We start from the raw sequence: 18,168 nt of genomic DNA, 5'->3' as shown, positions 1-18,168 counted from the left end.
GGCGAGTCGTTGACAGTTCTCCAGGTTTAACCCGTATCGTGTTCTCCGATGGTCCCGTCTTCCCCTATGTAAGGACCCCTGATGAAACGTTTCTTTGTGTCAGCAGTTGCTCTGTCAGCTGCAGTTGCTTCGCTTGCGCCTGCGACCACGCATAGCGCACTCCCGTTTGACCCTGGCGCTGAACCGTTCCAGACTCAAATCCGGACAAACCCGAGCGCTTATGACGCTCACTCCCAGTCATCTGCCAAAATGAGCGATCAAAACGCGCCAGTCACCACCACACAACAGAATGTCGATGGCGCACAGCAGACGATCAACACCACAAAAGCTAACTCCCAAAAGAACAACTCTCGCCTGATTACCGTCATGGGCGTGACCTGGGAAGGCGAAGGCGAACGCAATGTGCAGTACCGCACTCGCCACGCCCAAGGTGAAAACTGGGGCGAATGGGAACAGATGCCTGTCAGCGACGAAGGCCGTGACCCCAACTCCGACGAACACAACGAGTCCACCGACGCTGTCGTCGTAGCTCCATACGAAGTGGTACAGGTGAAGTCTGACGGCCCCGTCAAGGTTTCAGTCTCGGTAACTGAACGGACTCAAGCGGACGACATCATAGCCGGTCACGCGATTGACCGCCCGCTCCACGACACTGGTAGCGACACCCCAGACCAACCCGCCGACCCTGGCGAACTGGGGGCGACCTCGGCGACCAACACCACGTACAACGCACAGGCGGCAAATGGTGCATTCGAAGCCAACAACGTCGCCAAAGTTGACGGGCTCGAATACGTGACCCGAAGCCAGTGGGGCGCAAGTAGACCACGTTGCGACATCGACCATGCCAAGCGCAACGAAGGTGTCGTCATTCACCACACCAACGGTGCAAGCAAGTACTCACAGGGCGAAGTTCCCGGCATTTTGCGCGGTATCCAGGCATACCACCAGAAGAGTCGTGGCTGGTGCGACATCGGATACAACATGCTCATTGACCGATTTGGCAAGATCTACGAAGGTCGCGCAGGCGGACTCGACAAGGCAACCGTAGGCGCACACGCGGTGGCGGTCAACGAAGGTACGTTCGGCGTTTCCGTCATGGGAACGTACAACAAACCCGCACCTCGGGAAGTTGTTGACGCGCTGTCCCGCGTGATTCGCTGGCAGTCACAGAAATGGGGCTGGAACGTCAACTCAAACATGAAAATCAGGTCCGCTGGCGGCCCCGGCGCTAAGAAGCCAAAGGGTGCCATGTTTAACGTGCCACGCGTGATTGGACACCGCGACGTCGGCTCTACTGACTGCCCCGGTGACGGCCTGTACGGTCAGATTCCTGAGATCCGTCGCTTGTCCAACGGAAACCCTATTGACGAATACGCCAACAAGCACAATCTTGGCAAGCCTAGCTCGGGCGAAGTCACGCTGAAGTTCCGCAACGACACGAAGGCACGCAACTATGGATCGCGATTAGTTGTTTCAAACGACCGCGGAACCTACCGAATCGAAGGCGCGATTCTCGACGCGTGGAAAAAGATGGGGTGGGAACGGTCCCGCCTGGGTCTTCCTATCACCGACGCAATCTGCGGGCTTCCAGATGGCGGCTGCTACCAGAGTTTTGAAAACGGTGTAGTCCACTGGTCGAAAGGCTCCGGAGCACACGCTACCTATGGTGCTATCCATGACGAATGGGCCAAGAACAAGTATGAGCGTGGACCGTTGGGCTACCCAGTCGGAGACGAAGTGACCAAGAATGGCTCCGCTTCTCAAAAGTTCCAGTACGGCACGATCACGTGGTCCAAGAAGGACGGCGCAAAGGCCCGAGTGCCCAAAGTCAGCGGGAACGCGAAGTGACGCTCAAGCACTTTGACGACTCCGACTTGGAGCGAGTCTTATGCGTTGTTGCCCACCCGGATGATATGGAATATGGCGGATCGGCGTGCGTGGCCAAATGGGTCAAGCAGGGCGCGCGCGTGCGCTACGTTCTGCTGTCAGCTGGAGAGGCGGGTATCCGCACGATCGCACCTGACGAGTGCAAACGCATTCGCGTTGCCGAGCAGGAAGAAGCGTGCCGAATCGTGGGTGCTGAACTGACTGTTTTGGAGTTTCCAGACGGTCTGATTGAACCAACTCACGAGGTCCGCGAAGCGATCACTCGAGAGATTCGCGAGTTTCGCCCTGACGCGGTTATGACCATCAACTTTGACCTTAAGGCCCGGTGGGGACTCAACCACGTTGACCACCGGGCGTGCGGCGTAGCGACGGTTGATGCGATCAGGGACGCTGACAACCCGTGGATATTTCAAGGAGCTGGCGAACCGTGGAAGGCTCACCAGCTCCTTGTAACCGGCGCAGACAACCCCACCCACTACGTCGATGTTTCCGGCGAACCGTTCGAAGCTGGGGTAGCGTCTTTGGCGGCTCACCGCGTGTATCTCGACAACCTCGGTGATGACTACCCCACGGCCCGGGAACTCTTCGATCAGTTCACGGCAGGAACGGGGACCGAGGTGGGAGTCGCTAACGCGCTAGCAATTCGCGTCTATGACATGTGATTAGTTCAGAGCGCTCAAAGCAGCGTCGTAGTCTGGTTCTTCCCCGATTTCTTCGACTTGCTGTGAGTACACGATTTTGCCGTTCTCATCGATCACAACAACAGCGCGCGAGTACAGACCCTTGAGCGGCCCGTCGGTCATTTCAACGCCATAGTCGTCGCCAAACGGTGAACGGAAACCAGAACCGGACACCACGTTGTCGATTCCTTCTGCACCGCAGAATCGACCCAGAGCAAACGGCAGGTCCTTCGAAGCGCAGATTACGACAGTGTTCTCAAGCTCTGTAGCTTTTTCATTAAAAGTGCGCACAGACTTTGCACACACCCCGGTGTCAACTGACGGGAAGATGTTCAGAACAACACGCTTGCCCTTGTAGTCCGACAGTGCAACTGGTTCGAGATCGGTTCCGGTCAGTTCAAATTCGGGCGCTGAACCGGTAGGCAGGTTTCCGTTGGTTGTAACTGGGTTTCCTTGAAACGTGATAGTAGCCATGCCCCCAGTCTTACGGTGATCCCCGCTCCGCGCAAGGGGGTAAAGTGAACTCGTCACGAACACACTTTACATTCACAGAAGGAGCCCCAATGAGTGGTGGGCTTGTAGCTCTACTCGACGACATCGCAGCAATCGCACGTATGGCGGCAGCTAGCGTCGACGACGTTGCGGTGGGTGCTGCCAAGACCAGCGCTAAAGCGGCAGGTGTGGTGGTCGACGATGCCGCGGTGACTCCTCAGTATGTCTCTGGGGTGGAGCCAGCTCGTGAACTGCCGATCATCCGAAAAATCGCGACGGGTTCGATCGTCAACAAGCTGGTCATTATTTTGCCACTGGCTCTTTTGCTCAGCGCGTTTGCTCCGTTCCTGCTCACCCCGCTTCTCATGATTGGTGGAACGTACCTGTGTTTTGAAGGTGCCGAAAAGATTTGGCACAAACTCACTCATAGAACTGGCCACGACGACAACTCCACTCAGGAAGAATCGAACCAGGAGAAGCAGGATGAACATCCTGTTCGCGCAGACGCTGCCGAAAAACAGCTGGTGCGTTCTGCAATCGTCACCGACTTCATTCTGTCGACTGAGATCATGGTGATCTCACTCAACGAAGTCATCTCCGAACCGCTGCTCATGCGCACGGCCATTCTGATCGCGGTCGCGCTCTTCATTACGATCGCGGTTTACGGAGTGGTGGGATTAATCGTCAAAATGGACGACATCGGTTTACGCCTCGCCCAAAAACCCGCTACCCAAAAGCTAGGAACCTTCCTGGTCAACGCAATGCCTAAGCTGTTAAGCACCCTCACAATCGTGGGAGTTTTCGCGATGCTCTGGGTCGGTGGCCACATCCTCCTCGTGGGTGCAGATGAGCTGGGACTCCACTTACCGCTTCACATCGCTCACGCTGTCGGTCATATTTTTATTGACATCCCCGTAGTGGGCGGTGTCCTTAACTGGTTGGGCGAAACCGTTGTAGCCATGGTGGTGGGACTCGTGTGGGGCCTTCTGGTTATTGCTGTTGTGGCTGCGGTGAAGGCGACTGCACGAACTTTTCGACCGCAATCATGACCACCACAATCACGCCACCCACCAGCATGAGCAAGATGGGGCCGGCGACCGGCGCATACGGCGCTACAAGCTCTCCAGGTGCTGATGGGTCTGGGGACTGTTGCCATGGCCACAGAGCACGCACAGATCCAAGCATGAGCCCGGCCATGGCCATAAGTGTGACCAGGCGGAAGCGTTTCAGCAAGAATTGCAGAAGCTGAACAAAGGACGCTAGACCGATCACCGCACCCAGCATGAAGACACCAAGGTAGCCCCAATCGCGCTGGTGAACGGCATCAAGTGTGGTGGTGTACAAGCCAACGGCCAAAAGGAAGAACGATCCGGAAACTCCCGGCACCACAAGCGCGCAAATCGCAATCGTGGCTGTCACAATAACAATCCACGCAGGCGGATGCGCTACGACTCCACCACCAGCTTGACCCACTAGGACAAATGCAACAATCGTTGCGATCACAAAAGCAACCGCGCCACCTATCCACGTTTTGGCTGTGTTGATGTTACGTTCAACCGCACTGTCATAGGCCATGGATACTGGCACATAGATAGAAACGATCACCAGGCCAAAAAAGAGGCCACGAGCATGTTCCGGGGAGTTCGTCACAAAAGAGCTCATGATTCCGGCGATCGAAAAGACAGCCGTCACCATTCCCAAGAACACCGGAATGAGTAGCCCCCACTGCACATTGCGCAGTTCATGCATAAATCCGTGAACCCGGTCCGGTCCAGTCACGAGTCGCTTACACGCATGAAGAAACGCGACTGCAGAGGCGATGAGCTCATCGTAAATCCCAGTCACCAGGGCAATCGTGCCACCGGAAACGCCGGGCACCAGTTCAACAAGGCCAATGAGAAAGCCGCGCACAAAGTCAAACGGCATGAGCTTGATCGATCGTTTTGGGTGAGTCACAGTTGAGCTTTCTCCTTCACCTGTCGCTGGATACGCGCAAGCATTCCGGTCATACCGTTTAGCCTCAGCGGGCTCACCAGCGAAGTGAGCGATAGTTGTAGTGCAAAATCTTCCGGCACGGCCTGCACTTGACGGGCCGTGGCACCGTCCAACCCTTCCGTTAAAATGCCTGCGAATCCGCGGGTTGTCGGAGCTTCAGCCGGAGCAGAAAAGAACAGTGAAACGCGCGCATCTTCTCCCGTACCATCGACTTCTGCGATAAAGAAGATCGGTGACTGGCATTCGGGAACTGGCTCTAAAAGATCCGGGTTATCTGCGTAGCGTTGCGGGAGTTCGGGGATCTCATCGGAGAACTCAAGCAACAACTCCACGCGTTGTTCCTCTGGTGTCTGTGCAAAATCACGGACAATGTCGTGCAGTTCCGACGGAACATCAGCAGATAGTGTCACTGTCACTCCTCTTCATTTCCGTTCCAACGATATGCCACCAGCCCGTGCGATCAGCGGTTTTCCGCACGTGTCAATCGTCACCCGCAAGAAGAAACGCGCGCACTGCATCGACAAACACCTGCGGTTGTTCCGAATGGATCCAGTGCCCCGCGTCGCGGATCACGAGCCGTACAGCTCGTGGGAAGTACTCACGCACAAGGGGAAGGAACTTAGGGTCACCGTATGCTGAGTTCTCCCCTACCATCCACAGCACTTTGCGGTCGTAAGTGGCGTCAATTGAGGGGAAGTCGCCGATATCTTTGAGGCTGTCGAACAGGAGGTCCAGGTTCGGTTGCCACTCAAATCCGTCACCGCTCCGACGAAGGTTCTGCAACAAGAAGCCACGCACAGACTCCTTAGGAATGTCCTCAGCGATACGCTCATGAGCTTCCGCCCGCGAGGTCAAACTGTCCACATCAAGCTTTTTGAGAGTGCCCAACAAGTGCACGAACTCCCCCATGTCGCCTCCGGCCTGGGGAGAAATGTCCTCAATAATGAGCTTGTCAACGAGTTCAGGCTCTGTGAGCGCAAGCGTCATCGCTACTTTTCCGCCCATGGAGTGCCCCAGAAGATAAACGGGTGCATCAGCCTTGATCTCATCGGCAACCGCCTGGGCCATGTCCGTGTAGCTGAACGTCTCAGTCCAATACGACTCACCGTGGTTCGGCAGGTCAATGAGGACCATTCGGAAGTCTTTACTGAGCTCTTTGGCAACACCGGTGAAGTTCTTCCCACGCCCCATGAGTCCGTGCAGAAACACCAGAGTTGGGCCTTGCTCCCCCATGCGCGTGACGTTCAGTGTGTCCATGTTTCCTCTCCATGTTTCTTTGGCCTCATGACGCTCCTCGTAGAATGACACCGTGACTGCACATCCTGCTTATGACTTGTTGCGCTGCCCTGTGTGTGCCCGCCGAGGTGAACCCGATCAGCGTCTACACGTACACGGTTCGCAGGTGGCGTGCGCTCACCGGCACTCGTTTAACATAGCGCGTCAGGGCTACCTTAGTCTGCTTTCGGGCCCCGCTCCCACAAGTGGGGACAGTACTGACATGGTGTTGGCACGTGACCGGTTTCTCGCCTCCGGCGCGTACGCGCCGTTAAAGGATTCCCTCGCCGAGGTCGTCGCAACCCTGCCTCACACGCACCTTCTGGACGTTGGTTGTGGGACCGGGTACTACCTCGGCGGTCTGATGGAAACCTTGGGGGCACCTACGGTTGGGCTGGGGTTCGACACTGCCACCCGAGCCGTGCGCTTAGCAGCCCGGGCTCACCCGGATATCACTGCCTTTACATGGGACGTGTTCCGGGATTTTCCGCTCATGGACAGCACGATCGATGTGGTGCTCGATGTTTTCTCACCCCGTAACGGGCCGGAGTTTTACCGCGTGCTGGCCCCCGGCGGCCACACAGTGGTGGTGACGCCCGAACCACAACATTTGCAGGAACTCCGCGCAAGCACGGAAATGGTGGGGATCGATCCGCGCAAAGACGAACGGTTAAACCGGGCACTGCACATGTTCGAGTCGGTGGGTGAGTCTGTCATTTCTTATGACTGCAAACTCACCCCGGACTTAGCACGCGACCTCATCTTCATGACACCGTCTGCCCGGCACTTATCAACGGAAACGGTCACGGGTTCCCAATTACCCACCTCGGCGACGGTAGCCGTAAAAATATCCGTATGGCGCAAACCTACAGAGCGGCAATGACCCGTTGAGGTTCGGTGACTGGGAACATGTGGTCGGCACCTTCAGCGATGTGAAGCTCAGCTCCGATAAGGCGCGCGAGCCGGCGCTGTTTTGCCACTGACACCGCGCGAGCGCTGCCGGAGGAACACACAATAATGGGGCGTAGCCTGCGGTCGAGCACATGATTGGACATGAGCAATGAACTTAACCGGTATTCCTGCTCCCAACTCGAAAACCACTGGTCCACAACCGTTTGGAGGCCCGGGCGACTCACAAACCTGTGCGTGGCGTGGGTGCGTGGCAGGTGATCTGCTAGACCGGCGGCGCGGGTGAATAGATGTTTGCGAATCTGCGCGCCCCACGGTGTGAGAGCCCCCGCCACCTTGTCCACGACCGGGGCTGCAAAACGTTCAAAAACAGTCCCCCGCGTCAACCAACCACCCATAAAGGTCAGTGGCGCAGAAGGATCAAGAAGAACCAATCGGGTGATGTCCTTGGGGTATTTCAATGCCCACTCCAAGGCAGTAACGCCACCAACAGAATGGCCAATCAGAGCAAACGGTTCGCTGGTATCAACCGCTTTTCGCACATCTTCGATGTCGCCCGTTGGGTCGTGTTCCCACGCGTCGATCACTTCTACAGGACCAGGAAGAAGTTCGCTCAAGCCTCTGTAGTCTTCCGGTAAGAGGCTCAACCCGGGAACGATTACCCATTTCACAGATCTATTGTAATCCTCACCGCATCTATCGCCGTTTCGCCATCCAGCCTCGTGCTGTTTTCAGTAAAGTTGCCATATGACTCAGCGCACGTCTCCACGCAAAACCGAAACCTTGGCCCGGGTATTTATCTGGCTCTACGTTTTGGCTGCTGTGTGGACCACCTTGACGATCCCGATTCGTTTAAGCAACGTCGCAGACGCGGGATACATTTTCTTCTCCCTTTTCACGGTTCCGGCTGAACCGTCCTTGGTCGCTGTGGTGTTTCTTATCGCCGTAGCGACAACGGCAGCCCGCAGGCTGCGCGTCGCTCACACTGCCATGCTGGTGGTCGCGGTGTTGAGCGTACTCGCAACGTTTCTGAACACGACGGCAGTCGTGTCTCTGGGCCCGGAATACGAGTTGCATATTTCCGTCACCAGCCCGCTCGACGCGCTTTTCTTCAGCTTCCCGTTCATGGTTGCTGCGTTTATCTGCAACCTCGTGTCGTTGGTCCTCATCATCATCATGCGACCTGCATTCCCAGGGCGGATTCGCACCACCAACTTCCTCAAAGCGCTGGGCATTTTGCTCTCTGGTTTGGCGGTGTCTTTTCTGGTCGCCCTACTCGCTTCTGCTCTGACCCCAGTTGGTTCAGGCACGTGGAGTGAGCGTGTAACATTTGCGTTCTCGGCAGCTATTGGATCCACAACAGGACTCAGCTCGATCACGGATGGGCAACACCCCACGTCGTTCATCGTGTTCTATATCTGTGGCGCTATTTCAGCTTTAGCGCTCATCTGGGCGCTCATCGTCATGTTCCGCATTAAGGCCAAACCGGCCCCCATCACGCCTGCTGAAGAACTCGAGATTCGCCGCATGGTTCTCGACTTCGGTGACCAAGATTCCTTGGCGTATTTCGCGACCCGTCGTGACAAGAGCGCAGTGTTTTCTGCCGACCGCAAAGCTGCTGTTCTGTATGGCGCGGTAGGAAATGTCTTTGTCGCAAGTGGCGACCCTGTAGGTGATCCCTCTTCCTGGCCACACGCAATTGAAGCGTGGCATGCCCACTGTCGTTCGGTAGGAGCTCGCCCTGTTGTTTTGGCGTGTTCACAAGAATCAGCACGCCTGTACAGAGGCATAGGGCTGTCAATTGTTGCGATCGGCGACGAAGCAATCATCAACACGGCAGACTTCAACGTTTCTAGCCCTGCCTTGGCCAATATTCGCAAAACCATCAGGCGTATGAACCGTGAAGGAATCACGGCAAAAGTGGCGCGCGCTCGCGACCTTCCCACCGACCTTCTGGCACAGTTAGAAAACTGCCGCAACGCGTGGCGTCACGATCAGGTTGAACGCGGCTTCTCAATGGCATTGGGACGTCTTGGCGACCCGGCCGATTCTAACTCCGTCATCGCATGGGCATGCGACAGTTCCGGCTATCCTATTGGCTTCTTAAGCTTCGTCCCGTGGGGACGCAATGGGCTCTCCCTCGACGTGATGGTGCACTCCCCCACAGCCGTCCCTGGCATCACGGACTTTCTTGTGGCACAAGCCGCCCTTCAGGGCCGCGACATGGGCATTAAGCACATTTCGCTGAACTTTGCCGTGTTCCGTGACGTGTTTGTGGCCACCGACGAACTGCGCGCCGGACCTCTGACCCGGGCAAGCGACCGGCTCCTGAAAGTCGCATCCAGGTCGTTCCAGATCGAATCGCTTTACCGGGCCAATCAAAAATACCAGCCGCAGTGGTCTCCCAGGTGGGTCGCATTCGACGACACCATGGTGGTGTTCCACGCGCTCTATTCGATGGGTGTAGCCGAAGGCTTCATTCCGCCACCCAGCCTGCGCGCCATCCTCGCCTGGGTGTGGGCGAGCCTCACCCAGTCCACGCCTACTCCGCTCTTTGGCACACAACCGACAATCACCTCGGCCGATTTCCTCACCCGTGTAAAAGAACTCGACCACGAATTCATCCGCCCGCCGTCACCCCAACACACCTGGTCATCCCAACAGCGCCACCGGATCGAACACAAACACGCGCTGGAATCTGCGGGCGTCGAAACCTACCCGGTTGAGGGCCCGGCTTCCACCACCTCGGTGCTGGCTTTGAACATGCAGAACCGCCCAGTTCCGGCGCCGGGCACCCTCACCGCCGCCGAGGTGACCGTCCGCGGCCGTGTTCGGTCACGCAGGCGCTTTGGCGGCTTGGTTTTCATGGATATTGAACAAGATGGCGCGTTCGTACAGACCGTGTGGAACCGTTCAGACGTGAGCGACTGGCACGTGAGCCTGTTCGACGTGGGCGATTTTCTGAGTGTCACCGGTCACGTGGGAACCACCGATCACGGTGAGTTGTCAGTGTTCGTTGAACAGTTCACTCTGCTGGCAAAGGCCATCCGCCCCACGCCTGCGTTGGGGCACCCAGTGGGTGAAGAAGAACGCCGCACCAACCGGTCGCTGGACCTGCTCACTGATGTGGGCGCGAGAGACGTTCTGGTGGCAAGGTCTTCTGCAATCCGGTCCTTGCGCGACACTCTGCACGCCCAGTCGTACATGGAGGTTGAGACCCCTATGCTGCACACGGTGCACGGGGGTGCGGCAGCTAGGCCGTTTACTACTCACATCAACGCTTATGACATGGATCTGTCACTGCGCATTGCACCCGAGCTGTACCTCAAACGCCTCATGGTGGGTGGAATGGACAGGATTTTTGAGATCGGCCGAAACTTCCGCAACGAAGGGGTTGACGCCACCCACAACCCGGAGTTCACATCTCTTGAAGCGTACGCTTCCGGGCTGACGTATCACGACATGGAGCGCCTCACCATCGCCCTCATTGAAAACGCGGCCCGGGCCGTCAACAGTGAACCGGTTGCCAAGTACCGGGACGCTACAGGCCAGGTGCAAGAGCTGTATCTGCCGGGTTCGTGGCGGTCCATGACGATCCACGAAGCAGTGTCACGCGCCGTGGGTCAGGAACTCACTTTGGATACCGCCCCCGAGGTGTATCGCGCAGAGTGCGCGCGTGCCGGTATCGAGATTCCCACGGACGCTTCCCAGGCGTATATGCTCATGGAGCTGTACGACGAACTGGTCGAAAAACAGACCGTTGAGCCCACGTTCTACTACGACTTCCCGGCCGAGAAGTCGCCTTTGGCCCGTCCGGGTAGGCGCGACAGTCGCGTATCCGAACAGTGGGACCTGGTGGCGTTTGGGATGGAAGTGGGCACCGCGTATTCGGAACTCATCGACCCCATGATTCAGCGTGAACGTTTGACCGAGCAGTCACTGGCGGCTGCGGCGGGTGACCCCGAAGCCATGGAGGTTGACGAAGCGTTCCTCACCGCCCTTGAAATGGGCGCCCCACCCATGGGTGGTCTTGGCCTGGGGGTGGACCGGGTGGTCATGATGCTCACGGCCACCACGATCCGCCAGACGCTCACGTTCCCGTTTTTGAAACCTACAGGAAACTGACCAAGACTGAAGCAATCACCACTGAGCCCGCGCTCACCGAGGTGAAACCTCCCACCAGCATGGCTGGCAACATCGCTTCCCTCAGGGCATCGCGTTCTTCTTCTGTACGCCCTACCGAACGCACAACTTCGTTGGTGAGGAGGTAGTCGGCGGGGAAACCGTACATGGCGGTAAGCGCCACTGACATCCCCAGTGTCGTTTTCCATTTGAGGAGCTTGGTGGCGATCGCACCACCAATCATGATGCCCACGGCACCCACTGCGAGGATGACGGCTACTGGAATGAGAGCGGCCAAAACATCTGACAGCGAAGCGGCAACCAGGGGCGCCATCACGATTGCGACAACACTGGCCATAGCAATTCCAAACGAGCTGGATTTCTCCATTGAACGTTCTGGAGTCAGACCAATCGCGGTCGAAGCAACACCCAGGACCAGGGCGATGATCGACGACGGAATGTGGGTGGGTATAGCCAGAAGCGTCGCAAGTGAACCACCCACCAGAATGAGGAACAGAATGAACAGTTCGTTGTCGACCAGCATTTGAGGAAGGTTGACTAGCTTCTTGTCACCACCGTTTTCCTTTTGGACTTTCTTGTGGTTGCGAGCAAGTTCTTCCAGGTCACCCGAATCACGGAGATGAATCGCGAACTTGCGCAACAACAGGTTGGTCAAGGGCATTGATGGAAGGGACTGAAGCATCAGCACAAGGGCTGGCAGCACCACAATCGCGGAGTCCACGTTGGCAGCTTTCAACCCATCTGTGGTCAGACCCGTTGACACGATCCCACCCGCCAGGGGACCGGCTCCGGCCACAACGTATTGGAAACCAAAGATGGGGCCAACCACTGCGGCAATCACACCTACGGCGACGATCATTCCGGCAAATGAAATCACCACACTACGCCACTGAGCGAGCATCGTTTTCAACGGGATCAGCGAACCCATGTGGAACAGAAGAGGCGCCACGAGAATCGCGTAGATCTGTGGAAGGTACGAATCGTCGATGATGGTGTCGGGAATGATGTTCAGCTGAACAGCAATGAACGTTCCCAACATGGCAATGAGAAGAGCTGGAACCCGGGCCTTTGACCACAGGGAGATCAGCTCGCCCAATGCGATGAAAGCGAGAAGAATCGTCGCGGCAAAAATAGCGGTCATGAATTGTTACCTCGCTGGTTGTACTCCCACGCGATGTGAGCAAGTGCCGCCGCTTGGTCCGCCACAACAGCGTCATCGAAGAGGACATGTGGCGAGTGGTTATAGGCTGCTGTGGCTGGGTCCACATCGGGCGGACTCGCCTGAAGTATCACGTACGCACCCGGGACTTCTTGCAAAACGAACGAAAAGTCTTCTGAACCCATGACTGGCTTTTCCGGCACTCGGAAGCGTTCCTCGCCGAACACCTCGGTCAACGTTGAACGTACAAGATCAGCTTCTTCGCGTGCATTGACAGTAACGGCGTAGAAGGTCTCCCAGTCAAAGTCGACTGTGCAATTGTGCGCCTGGGCGATGCTCTCAGCCAACTGTTTGGCGTATTGCGGGAACTTCTCGGTTGTTTCATGGGACAGCGTCCTTACTGTCCCTCCCATCGAAGCTGCCGGTGGGATCACGTTTAAGGCTTCTCCACCCTTCAGAGTTGTGATGGAGAGAACGACTGGGTCAAAAACGCTGAAACGTCTGGTGATCATAACCTGAACGGCCTGACAAAACTCCACGAGCGGTGGTACTGGGTCAGTGGCTGCGTCCGGCCTTGAACCGTGTCCACCTTCGCCGTGGAACGTCACACGCAAGTAGTTCGACCCCGCCATCGTTGTTCCCGGACGACATTCGAAGACCCCCTGTTCACCCGGGAGAACGTGCAGGGCAAACGCAGCGTCAACAGGTTCCCCCGCAACACTCAACAGGCCCTCTTCGAGCATCGGCTTTGCTCCTCCAGGTCCTTCTTCCCCCGGTTGGAACATGAAGACAACAGTTCCAGGAAGTTCGTCCTGATGGGCACTCAACAGACGAACCGCGCCAACCAAGCCAGCCGTGTGAAGGTCGTGACCACATGCGTGCATGTTGCCGTTCGTGGCAGCATAAGGCAGGCCGGTTTCTTCAACCACGGGAAGCGCGTCCATATCACCGCGCAACAACACCGTGGGCCCAGGTTTGCCACCCCGCAAAACCGCCGTGATTGAGGACAGTTCCTTACCCAAGGTGATTTCTACAGGAAGCCCTGCCAGAGCGTCGAGCACACGTTTCTGGGTACGTGGAAGATCATTTCCCAACTCCGGATCAGCGTGAAGCTCTCTGCGGAGTGCAATCAGGTCTTGTGCGAGCCCCTTTGCTTCTGCAACAAAATCGATCGTCATGGCACCTCTTAAAACTCGTTCATCGATGTGGCCCACAAATTAGCACCTCCGCTTGTACCTGGCTCTGCGGTATTGCCATATGGAACCACGTAGCGCCACATGAAACCTAGCCCACGGGGTTACCTAGGATGAAGGACTTTCGCCCGGAGTACTGTTGCTTATATGGTCGAACGTTTCACTCCTCCGCAGGGATGGGAGGCTGCTGCTGGTGAGCTACTCGGAATCGACCTTTGGCGCATTCCGTTCGTGATCATTTCGGCAGTCACCATCTACGTAGCTTTTTTGGTTCTCATCAGAATCTTTGGCATCCGCATCCTTGGCACCATGAGTTCCTTTGACGCCGTTGTCATCATCATGTTTGGGGCAGTCGCTGGACGCGTCATCCTGGGACACCCGCCCACAGTGATGGTTGGAATCATTGGCTTGGCCACGCTCATGATCATGGAAGCAATCTTTGGTGCACTCCAGCACACAGTAGGGTTCAGGAGAACGGTGAGCGCTCCCCCGCGGCTCCTCATGGCACACGGCCAAATGATCCCTCGCGCTATGCAGCGCGCCCACATCACCGAAGCCAATCTGTACGTCGCCATCCGCGAAGCCGGCATCGCGTCTCCCGGACTTGTTCAGTGCGTGATACTCGAAGCTAATGGCCGGCTTTCAGTGATCAAAGAAGGTACACCTATTGACCCGTGTCTGCTAGAAAACGTTGAGGGCCGGGAACTCTTACTGCAAGATCCCGGCCATTCAAACTCAACGCAACAATAGTGATACGTGGGACCTAGGCGTTCTCCGCGGCCTGGTCTTTAACCCACTTTCCGTAACTGCCGTCAAGCTCTGCAACATCGAATCCGGCCCTACGAAGAGCAGACGCAGCAACCGAGTTTCGCACCCCAGACTGACAGTAAGACACGATTCGTGTGTCTTGAGGTAAATTCTCAGTACGCCACAGAACACGTCCTCCGTTGATGTTGTGGGCACCCGGAATATGCCCGGCGTCGAATTCACCACGGCCACGAACATCGAGCAGATAGTCGGCATCCGTCACTTCATCAAACGGGATAACAACAGGCACATACACCGGAAGACCTTCTGTACTCGTGACATAACCGGTGACGGTGTCGATCCCCACCCTCACTAAGTGATCACGGATCTCGCCCGCTTCGTCACGGTCACTGGCCAAGATCACCAGTGGAGTCGAATCCTTCTGCGGATCGTACGCCCAGGCGCCAAAACTCGCGGCCTTGTCCGGCCCAGGAATATTGAGCGAACCAGCGACTGTCCCTTCATGTACGGCACTGTTGTGGCGCGGATCCACAACAACGACCTCGGCGCGTTCCACCAACGGCGCCAATTCTTCTGCGCTGTATTCCACCAGGTCTTTGACCTCACCAATGACGGCAGGGCCGTCCCGGTTTTCCGTTTTCATCCGAGCGAAATACGCGTGGGCGTCAGGCTGACCGTCCAACAGCTGGTTGACGAATCCGTCACGGTCACCGTTGGCGATAAACGGAGCCCACCATGCGTTGCGCTTTTCATACCCCACTGTCGATGACGGGACGGCACCCAGGGCTTTTCCGCACGGGCTCCCTGCTCCGTGCGCTGGGAACACCTGCACATAGTCGGGCAAGGTCACGAACTCACGCGCCAGACTGTCGAACTGGTCCTGTGCACCACCAAAGCGAGTGTCCTTACCGCCGGCGGCCTCATCTAAGAGGTCCGGGCGCCCCAGGTCACCGGCAAAAACAAAGTCTCCTGTAAACGCGTAACCGGGTTCGTCAGAAAACGCGCCGTCTGTAAGTAGGAACATCAGGTGTTCTGGAGTATGCCCCGGTGTGTGGCGAGCTTCGAGCGTGAGGTTACCAATGCGAATGGTGTCACCGTGGCCCAGTAGCTCCGCGTCGAATCCGTACGTCCAATCGGCTCCGCCTTCTTTGGATACGTATGCCGTTGCACCTGCGTTCTGAAGCTCGCGGGTTCCCGAAAGGTAGTCCGCGTGGATGTGTGTTTCTGTGGCGGCAACGATCGTCATTCCGTTGCGCTGGGCTAGTTCGGTGTACACGCGAATGTCACGACGCGGGTCAATAACAAGCGCTTCACCAGTGGCCTGGCATCCGATGAAATAGCTTGCTTGCGAGAGATCTTCGTCGTAAAAACGTTCCAGAAGCATGGTGTTACCTTCCAGCTTGACCAAACAGTCGAGCGAAAAAGCTTGGGGATTTAGAGGATTTTTCACGTGAGCACGTACACCACTGTTGCGGTGAGACGGTGGCTTTCACGGAATCGATGTGCTGCCCGCAGCCAGCCCACGTCGTCTTTCCACATTTTTTGCAATTTACAGGTCGGCACATGGCTCGTTCTCCACTCTAATCGATGTGTTTGCACACCACTGTGCCATATACCCCTCGGGGTATGCAAAAGTACCCCCGGGGGTATATAGTTTCGACAGTAGTTCCGTCACGAAAGGACCGCATGGACCTCGAGCCCGAGAGCATGAAGCCTGTCATCAACCGCCTCAAGCGAGCACAAGGACAGATCGCAGGAGTTATCCGTTTACTTGAAGAAGGCGCCGATTGCCGTTCTGCCGTGACACAGCTGGCAGCAGCGTCAAAAGCAGTGGACCGGGCTGGTTTTGCCATCATTGCGACCGGCTTGGAGGAGTGCATGGCCCAAGGCAATGAGCCAGAAGTTCGGAAAGACCTTGAAAAGCTGTTCATGTCGTTGAGCTGAGTGCCCTCAGCCCAACGACACTAACCGCGCTTGCTACTTGCGTGTAGGCAGGAATGAGTGGGGGCTTGCGGCATTCCATGCCGCTTCCCACGCTTGAGGAGCTTGGCTCAAAAGCTCACCGTCGCCGAGGTGGTCGAACAGTTGGTCAAAACCAAGTGTTTGCTTGTGAGAAACGCGCTTGCGCAACATCGAGTAGTCAAGCTCGCTGGGATCCTGTACACCCATGGCGGCCATCAGTCGCACCGCTTGGTTCACTGTTGCTTGGTGGTAGCGGAAGACGCGCATCGACTTATCTTCGACATCCAGTGCACGTGCACGAAGCGGGTTCTGTGTGGCCACACCCACTGGGCATTTGCCGGTGTTACACACTTGGGCCTGGATGCATCCAATCGCCATCATCATGGCGCGTGCCGACATCGTGAAGTCAGCTCCTTGGATCAGGCGTTTCACAATGTCGTTACCTGCGGCGACCTTTCCGGCGGCGCCGAGTTTGACGCGATCGCGCAATCCGGTTCCCACCAGGGCGTTGTGGAAGGTCGCCAAACCTTCAGTCAGCGGCATTCCCATGTGGTCTTCGAATTCCAGAGGCGCAGCTCCTGTTCCACCTTCTGATCCGTCGATGATGATGAAGTCAGGGGTGGTCCCAACTTCTAACATGGCTTTACATACCGCCAGCACCTGCGCACGGGACGTCACACAGAGCTTGAAACCTGCCGGTTTACCACCGGAGAGTTCCCGCATACGCGCGGTGAACTCAATCAGCTCAACTGGTGTTGAGAACACACGGTGGTACGCAGGTGAAATACAGTCCTGTCCTACCGGGATTCCGCGAATTTCGGCGATCTCGGGCGTGACCTTGGGGCCAGGGAGCATCCCTCCCAGTCCAGGTTTTGCACCCTGCGACAGCTTAAGTGACACGCACTTGACTTGTTCATCTGCAGAGCGATCGCGGAAGCGTTGCGGATCAAAGTTGCCGTTCTCGTCGCGCGCACCAAAGTACCCGGTTCCGAGCTCCCACATCAGGTCACCGTTTGCTTCTTGGTGGTAAGGCGAAATCGCACCTTCACCTGTGTCGTGAAGGAAGCCACCCAGTTCAGCACCCTTGTTGAGGGCGCGTACTGCGTTGTCAGACAGCGACCCGAAGCTCATGGCTGAAATATTCATGAGCGACATGTCATACGGTTGCGTGCATTCGTCACCACCGATGTGCACGCGCGGTGGATTTTCTGGCATGGCCACTGGAGCCATCGAGTGAACCAGGTATTCCGCGCCAACGCGCGTCACGTCGAGTTCGGTGCCGAACGCATCGTCGTCGTCTTGACCCTTTGCACGCGCGTAAATCAGGCTTCGCGTATCACGGTCAAACGGCCTACCGTCCCAATTACGTTCAATAAAGTACTGCTGGATTTGAGGTCGGATATCTTCCAGCATGTACCGGGCGTGACCCGCCACCGGGTAGTTGCGCAAAAGGGAGTGTTTCTTCTGCAGGAGGTCTCGCACTGCGAGGCCGGCTGTGGCCGTTGCCGTGACGGCGGCAGCCAGGCTAATGATTTTTGATCGGGAACCCATGAGTGACCTTCCGTGTGTGCACTACTCATTTTCAAAGATAGTCCTGCTCCGTTTTCGCATGCATTCAACACACGCACCAAGGACGCAAATGGTTCAAATTGGAGCTTTCTTTCCCATGTGTAAGGGAAGGAACAACCCCGAGGTCGTTCCACCT

At 56.7% G+C, this 18,168-nt stretch carries 16 protein-coding genes; 7 read left to right on the top strand and 9 right to left on the bottom strand.

Translation table 11 applies throughout. From position 1 onward, the window contains the following. Positions 1 to 81: 81 nt before the first annotated feature. Together QP868_RS05055 and QP868_RS05050 are read left to right on the top strand one after the other, a co-directional pair. Positions 82 to 1,848: an N-acetylmuramoyl-L-alanine amidase gene (locus QP868_RS05055; protein WP_284925520.1), complete on the top strand. Its 1,767-nt coding sequence runs from the start codon at positions 82 to 84 to the stop codon at positions 1,846 to 1,848. After that, a complete protein-coding gene (locus QP868_RS05050) occupies positions 1,845 to 2,549 on the top strand; it encodes a PIG-L deacetylase family protein (RefSeq protein ID WP_284925519.1) in 705 nt (234 codons plus the stop codon). Before QP868_RS05055 ends, QP868_RS05050 begins: the two co-directional genes overlap by 4 nt. Here QP868_RS05050 and tpx read toward each other — a convergent pair whose 3' ends face one another. Further along, positions 2,550 to 3,041, bottom strand: coding sequence for a thiol peroxidase (gene tpx, locus QP868_RS05045; protein ID WP_284925518.1), 492 nt, complete (start codon positions 3,039 to 3,041; stop codon positions 2,550 to 2,552). 89 nt (positions 3,042 to 3,130) lie between these two features. Here tpx and QP868_RS05040 point away from each other — a divergent pair, with 89 nt between their 5' ends. After that, complete coding sequence (locus QP868_RS05040; RefSeq protein WP_284925517.1) at positions 3,131 to 4,108, top strand: DUF808 domain-containing protein; 978 nt, start codon at positions 3,131 to 3,133, stop codon at positions 4,106 to 4,108. On the opposite strand, the gene QP868_RS05035 is transcribed toward QP868_RS05040, so the two are convergent. From QP868_RS05035 to QP868_RS05025, 3 genes are all read right to left on the bottom strand, one after another. Continuing rightward, positions 4,050 to 5,015: a DUF368 domain-containing protein gene (locus tag QP868_RS05035; RefSeq protein WP_284925516.1), complete on the bottom strand. Its 966-nt coding sequence runs from the start codon at positions 5,013 to 5,015 to the stop codon at positions 4,050 to 4,052. The two genes, QP868_RS05040 and QP868_RS05035, sit on opposite strands and share 59 nt — an antisense overlap. After that, on the bottom strand, positions 5,012 to 5,464 hold the full coding sequence (locus QP868_RS05030; protein WP_284925515.1) for a SufE family protein: 453 nt from the start codon (positions 5,462 to 5,464) through the stop codon (positions 5,012 to 5,014). The genes QP868_RS05035 and QP868_RS05030 overlap by 4 nt, the downstream gene beginning before the upstream one ends. A gap of 70 nt (positions 5,465 to 5,534) precedes the next feature. Beyond that, complete coding sequence (locus tag QP868_RS05025; RefSeq protein WP_284925514.1) at positions 5,535 to 6,311, bottom strand: alpha/beta fold hydrolase; 777 nt, start codon at positions 6,309 to 6,311, stop codon at positions 5,535 to 5,537. A gap of 52 nt (positions 6,312 to 6,363) precedes the next feature. On the opposite strand from QP868_RS05025, the gene QP868_RS05020 reads away from it, so the two are divergent. Beyond that, positions 6,364 to 7,212 carry a putative RNA methyltransferase gene (locus tag QP868_RS05020; protein ID WP_284925513.1) on the top strand — a complete coding sequence of 283 codons (849 nt, stop codon included), beginning with the start codon at positions 6,364 to 6,366 and terminating at the stop codon, positions 7,210 to 7,212. On the opposite strand, the gene QP868_RS05015 is transcribed toward QP868_RS05020, so the two are convergent. After that, positions 7,196 to 7,909 carry an alpha/beta fold hydrolase gene (locus QP868_RS05015; protein ID WP_284925512.1) on the bottom strand — a complete coding sequence of 238 codons (714 nt, stop codon included), beginning with the start codon at positions 7,907 to 7,909 and terminating at the stop codon, positions 7,196 to 7,198. The two genes, QP868_RS05020 and QP868_RS05015, sit on opposite strands and share 17 nt — an antisense overlap. Positions 7,910 to 7,985: 76 nt before the next feature. Here QP868_RS05015 and lysX point away from each other — a divergent pair, with 76 nt between their 5' ends. Further along, the gene (gene lysX / locus QP868_RS05010; protein ID WP_284925511.1) at positions 7,986 to 11,363 is read left to right on the top strand and encodes a bifunctional lysylphosphatidylglycerol synthetase/lysine--tRNA ligase LysX; all 3,378 of its coding nucleotides are present in this window, start codon (positions 7,986 to 7,988) and stop codon (positions 11,361 to 11,363) included. Here lysX and QP868_RS05005 read toward each other — a convergent pair. Then, on the bottom strand, positions 11,350 to 12,522 hold the full coding sequence (locus QP868_RS05005; protein WP_284925510.1) for a hypothetical protein: 1,173 nt from the start codon (positions 12,520 to 12,522) through the stop codon (positions 11,350 to 11,352). The two genes, lysX and QP868_RS05005, sit on opposite strands and share 14 nt — an antisense overlap. After that, on the bottom strand, positions 12,519 to 13,718 hold the full coding sequence (locus tag QP868_RS05000; protein WP_284925509.1) for a M20 metallopeptidase family protein: 1,200 nt from the start codon (positions 13,716 to 13,718) through the stop codon (positions 12,519 to 12,521). Before QP868_RS05000 ends, QP868_RS05005 begins: the two co-directional genes overlap by 4 nt. A 162-nt stretch (positions 13,719 to 13,880) precedes the next feature. Here QP868_RS05000 and QP868_RS04995 point away from each other — a divergent pair, with 162 nt between their 5' ends. Further along, positions 13,881 to 14,483: a DUF421 domain-containing protein gene (locus tag QP868_RS04995; RefSeq protein ID WP_284925508.1), complete on the top strand. Its 603-nt coding sequence runs from the start codon at positions 13,881 to 13,883 to the stop codon at positions 14,481 to 14,483. 13 nt (positions 14,484 to 14,496) lie between these two features. On the opposite strand, the gene QP868_RS04990 is transcribed toward QP868_RS04995, so the two are convergent. After that, positions 14,497 to 15,885 carry an MBL fold metallo-hydrolase gene (locus tag QP868_RS04990; protein WP_284925507.1) on the bottom strand — a complete coding sequence of 463 codons (1,389 nt, stop codon included), beginning with the start codon at positions 15,883 to 15,885 and terminating at the stop codon, positions 14,497 to 14,499. Between the two features lie 302 nt (positions 15,886 to 16,187). On the opposite strand from QP868_RS04990, the gene QP868_RS04985 reads away from it, so the two are divergent. Continuing rightward, a complete protein-coding gene (locus QP868_RS04985; protein ID WP_284925506.1) occupies positions 16,188 to 16,445 on the top strand; it encodes a metal-sensitive transcriptional regulator in 258 nt (85 codons plus the stop codon). A 33-nt stretch (positions 16,446 to 16,478) separates the two neighbouring features. Here the strand turns inward: QP868_RS04985 and QP868_RS04980 are convergent, their stop codons facing one another. Continuing rightward, a complete protein-coding gene (locus QP868_RS04980; protein WP_284925505.1) occupies positions 16,479 to 18,014 on the bottom strand; it encodes an FMN-binding glutamate synthase family protein in 1,536 nt (511 codons plus the stop codon). Positions 18,015 to 18,168 lie beyond the last annotated feature (154 nt).

The organism is Brevibacterium sp. UMB1308A, assembly GCF_030230605.1.
GTDB lineage: Bacteria > Actinomycetota > Actinomycetes > Actinomycetales > Brevibacteriaceae > Brevibacterium.
Note: the sequence above shows the minus strand (reverse complement) of the source record. Positions and strands in the feature narration are given on the sequence as shown.

Excerpts from the sequence above, each read along its gene's own strand:
- QP868_RS04985 (WP_284925506.1), top strand. The coding sequence starts at position 16,188 with ATGGACCTCGAGCCCGAGAGCATGAAGCCTGTCATCAACCGCCTCAAG.
- QP868_RS05000 (WP_284925509.1), bottom strand. The coding sequence starts at position 13,718 with ATGACGATCGATTTTGTTGCAGAAGCAAAGGGGCTCGCACAAGACCTG.
- lysX (WP_284925511.1), top strand. The coding sequence starts at position 7,986 with ATGACTCAGCGCACGTCTCCACGCAAAACCGAAACCTTGGCCCGGGTA.
- QP868_RS04980 (WP_284925505.1), bottom strand. The coding sequence starts at position 18,014 with ATGGGTTCCCGATCAAAAATCATTAGCCTGGCTGCCGCCGTCACGGCA.
- QP868_RS04995 (WP_284925508.1), top strand. The coding sequence starts at position 13,881 with ATGGTCGAACGTTTCACTCCTCCGCAGGGATGGGAGGCTGCTGCTGGT.
- QP868_RS05005 (WP_284925510.1), bottom strand. The coding sequence starts at position 12,522 with ATGACCGCTATTTTTGCCGCGACGATTCTTCTCGCTTTCATCGCATTG.
- QP868_RS04990 (WP_284925507.1), bottom strand. The coding sequence starts at position 15,885 with ATGCTTCTGGAACGTTTTTACGACGAAGATCTCTCGCAAGCAAGCTAT.
- QP868_RS05025 (WP_284925514.1), bottom strand. The coding sequence starts at position 6,311 with ATGGACACACTGAACGTCACGCGCATGGGGGAGCAAGGCCCAACTCTG.
- QP868_RS05055 (WP_284925520.1), top strand. The coding sequence starts at position 82 with ATGAAACGTTTCTTTGTGTCAGCAGTTGCTCTGTCAGCTGCAGTTGCT.
- tpx (WP_284925518.1), bottom strand. The coding sequence starts at position 3,041 with ATGGCTACTATCACGTTTCAAGGAAACCCAGTTACAACCAACGGAAAC.
- QP868_RS05040 (WP_284925517.1), top strand. The coding sequence starts at position 3,131 with ATGAGTGGTGGGCTTGTAGCTCTACTCGACGACATCGCAGCAATCGCA.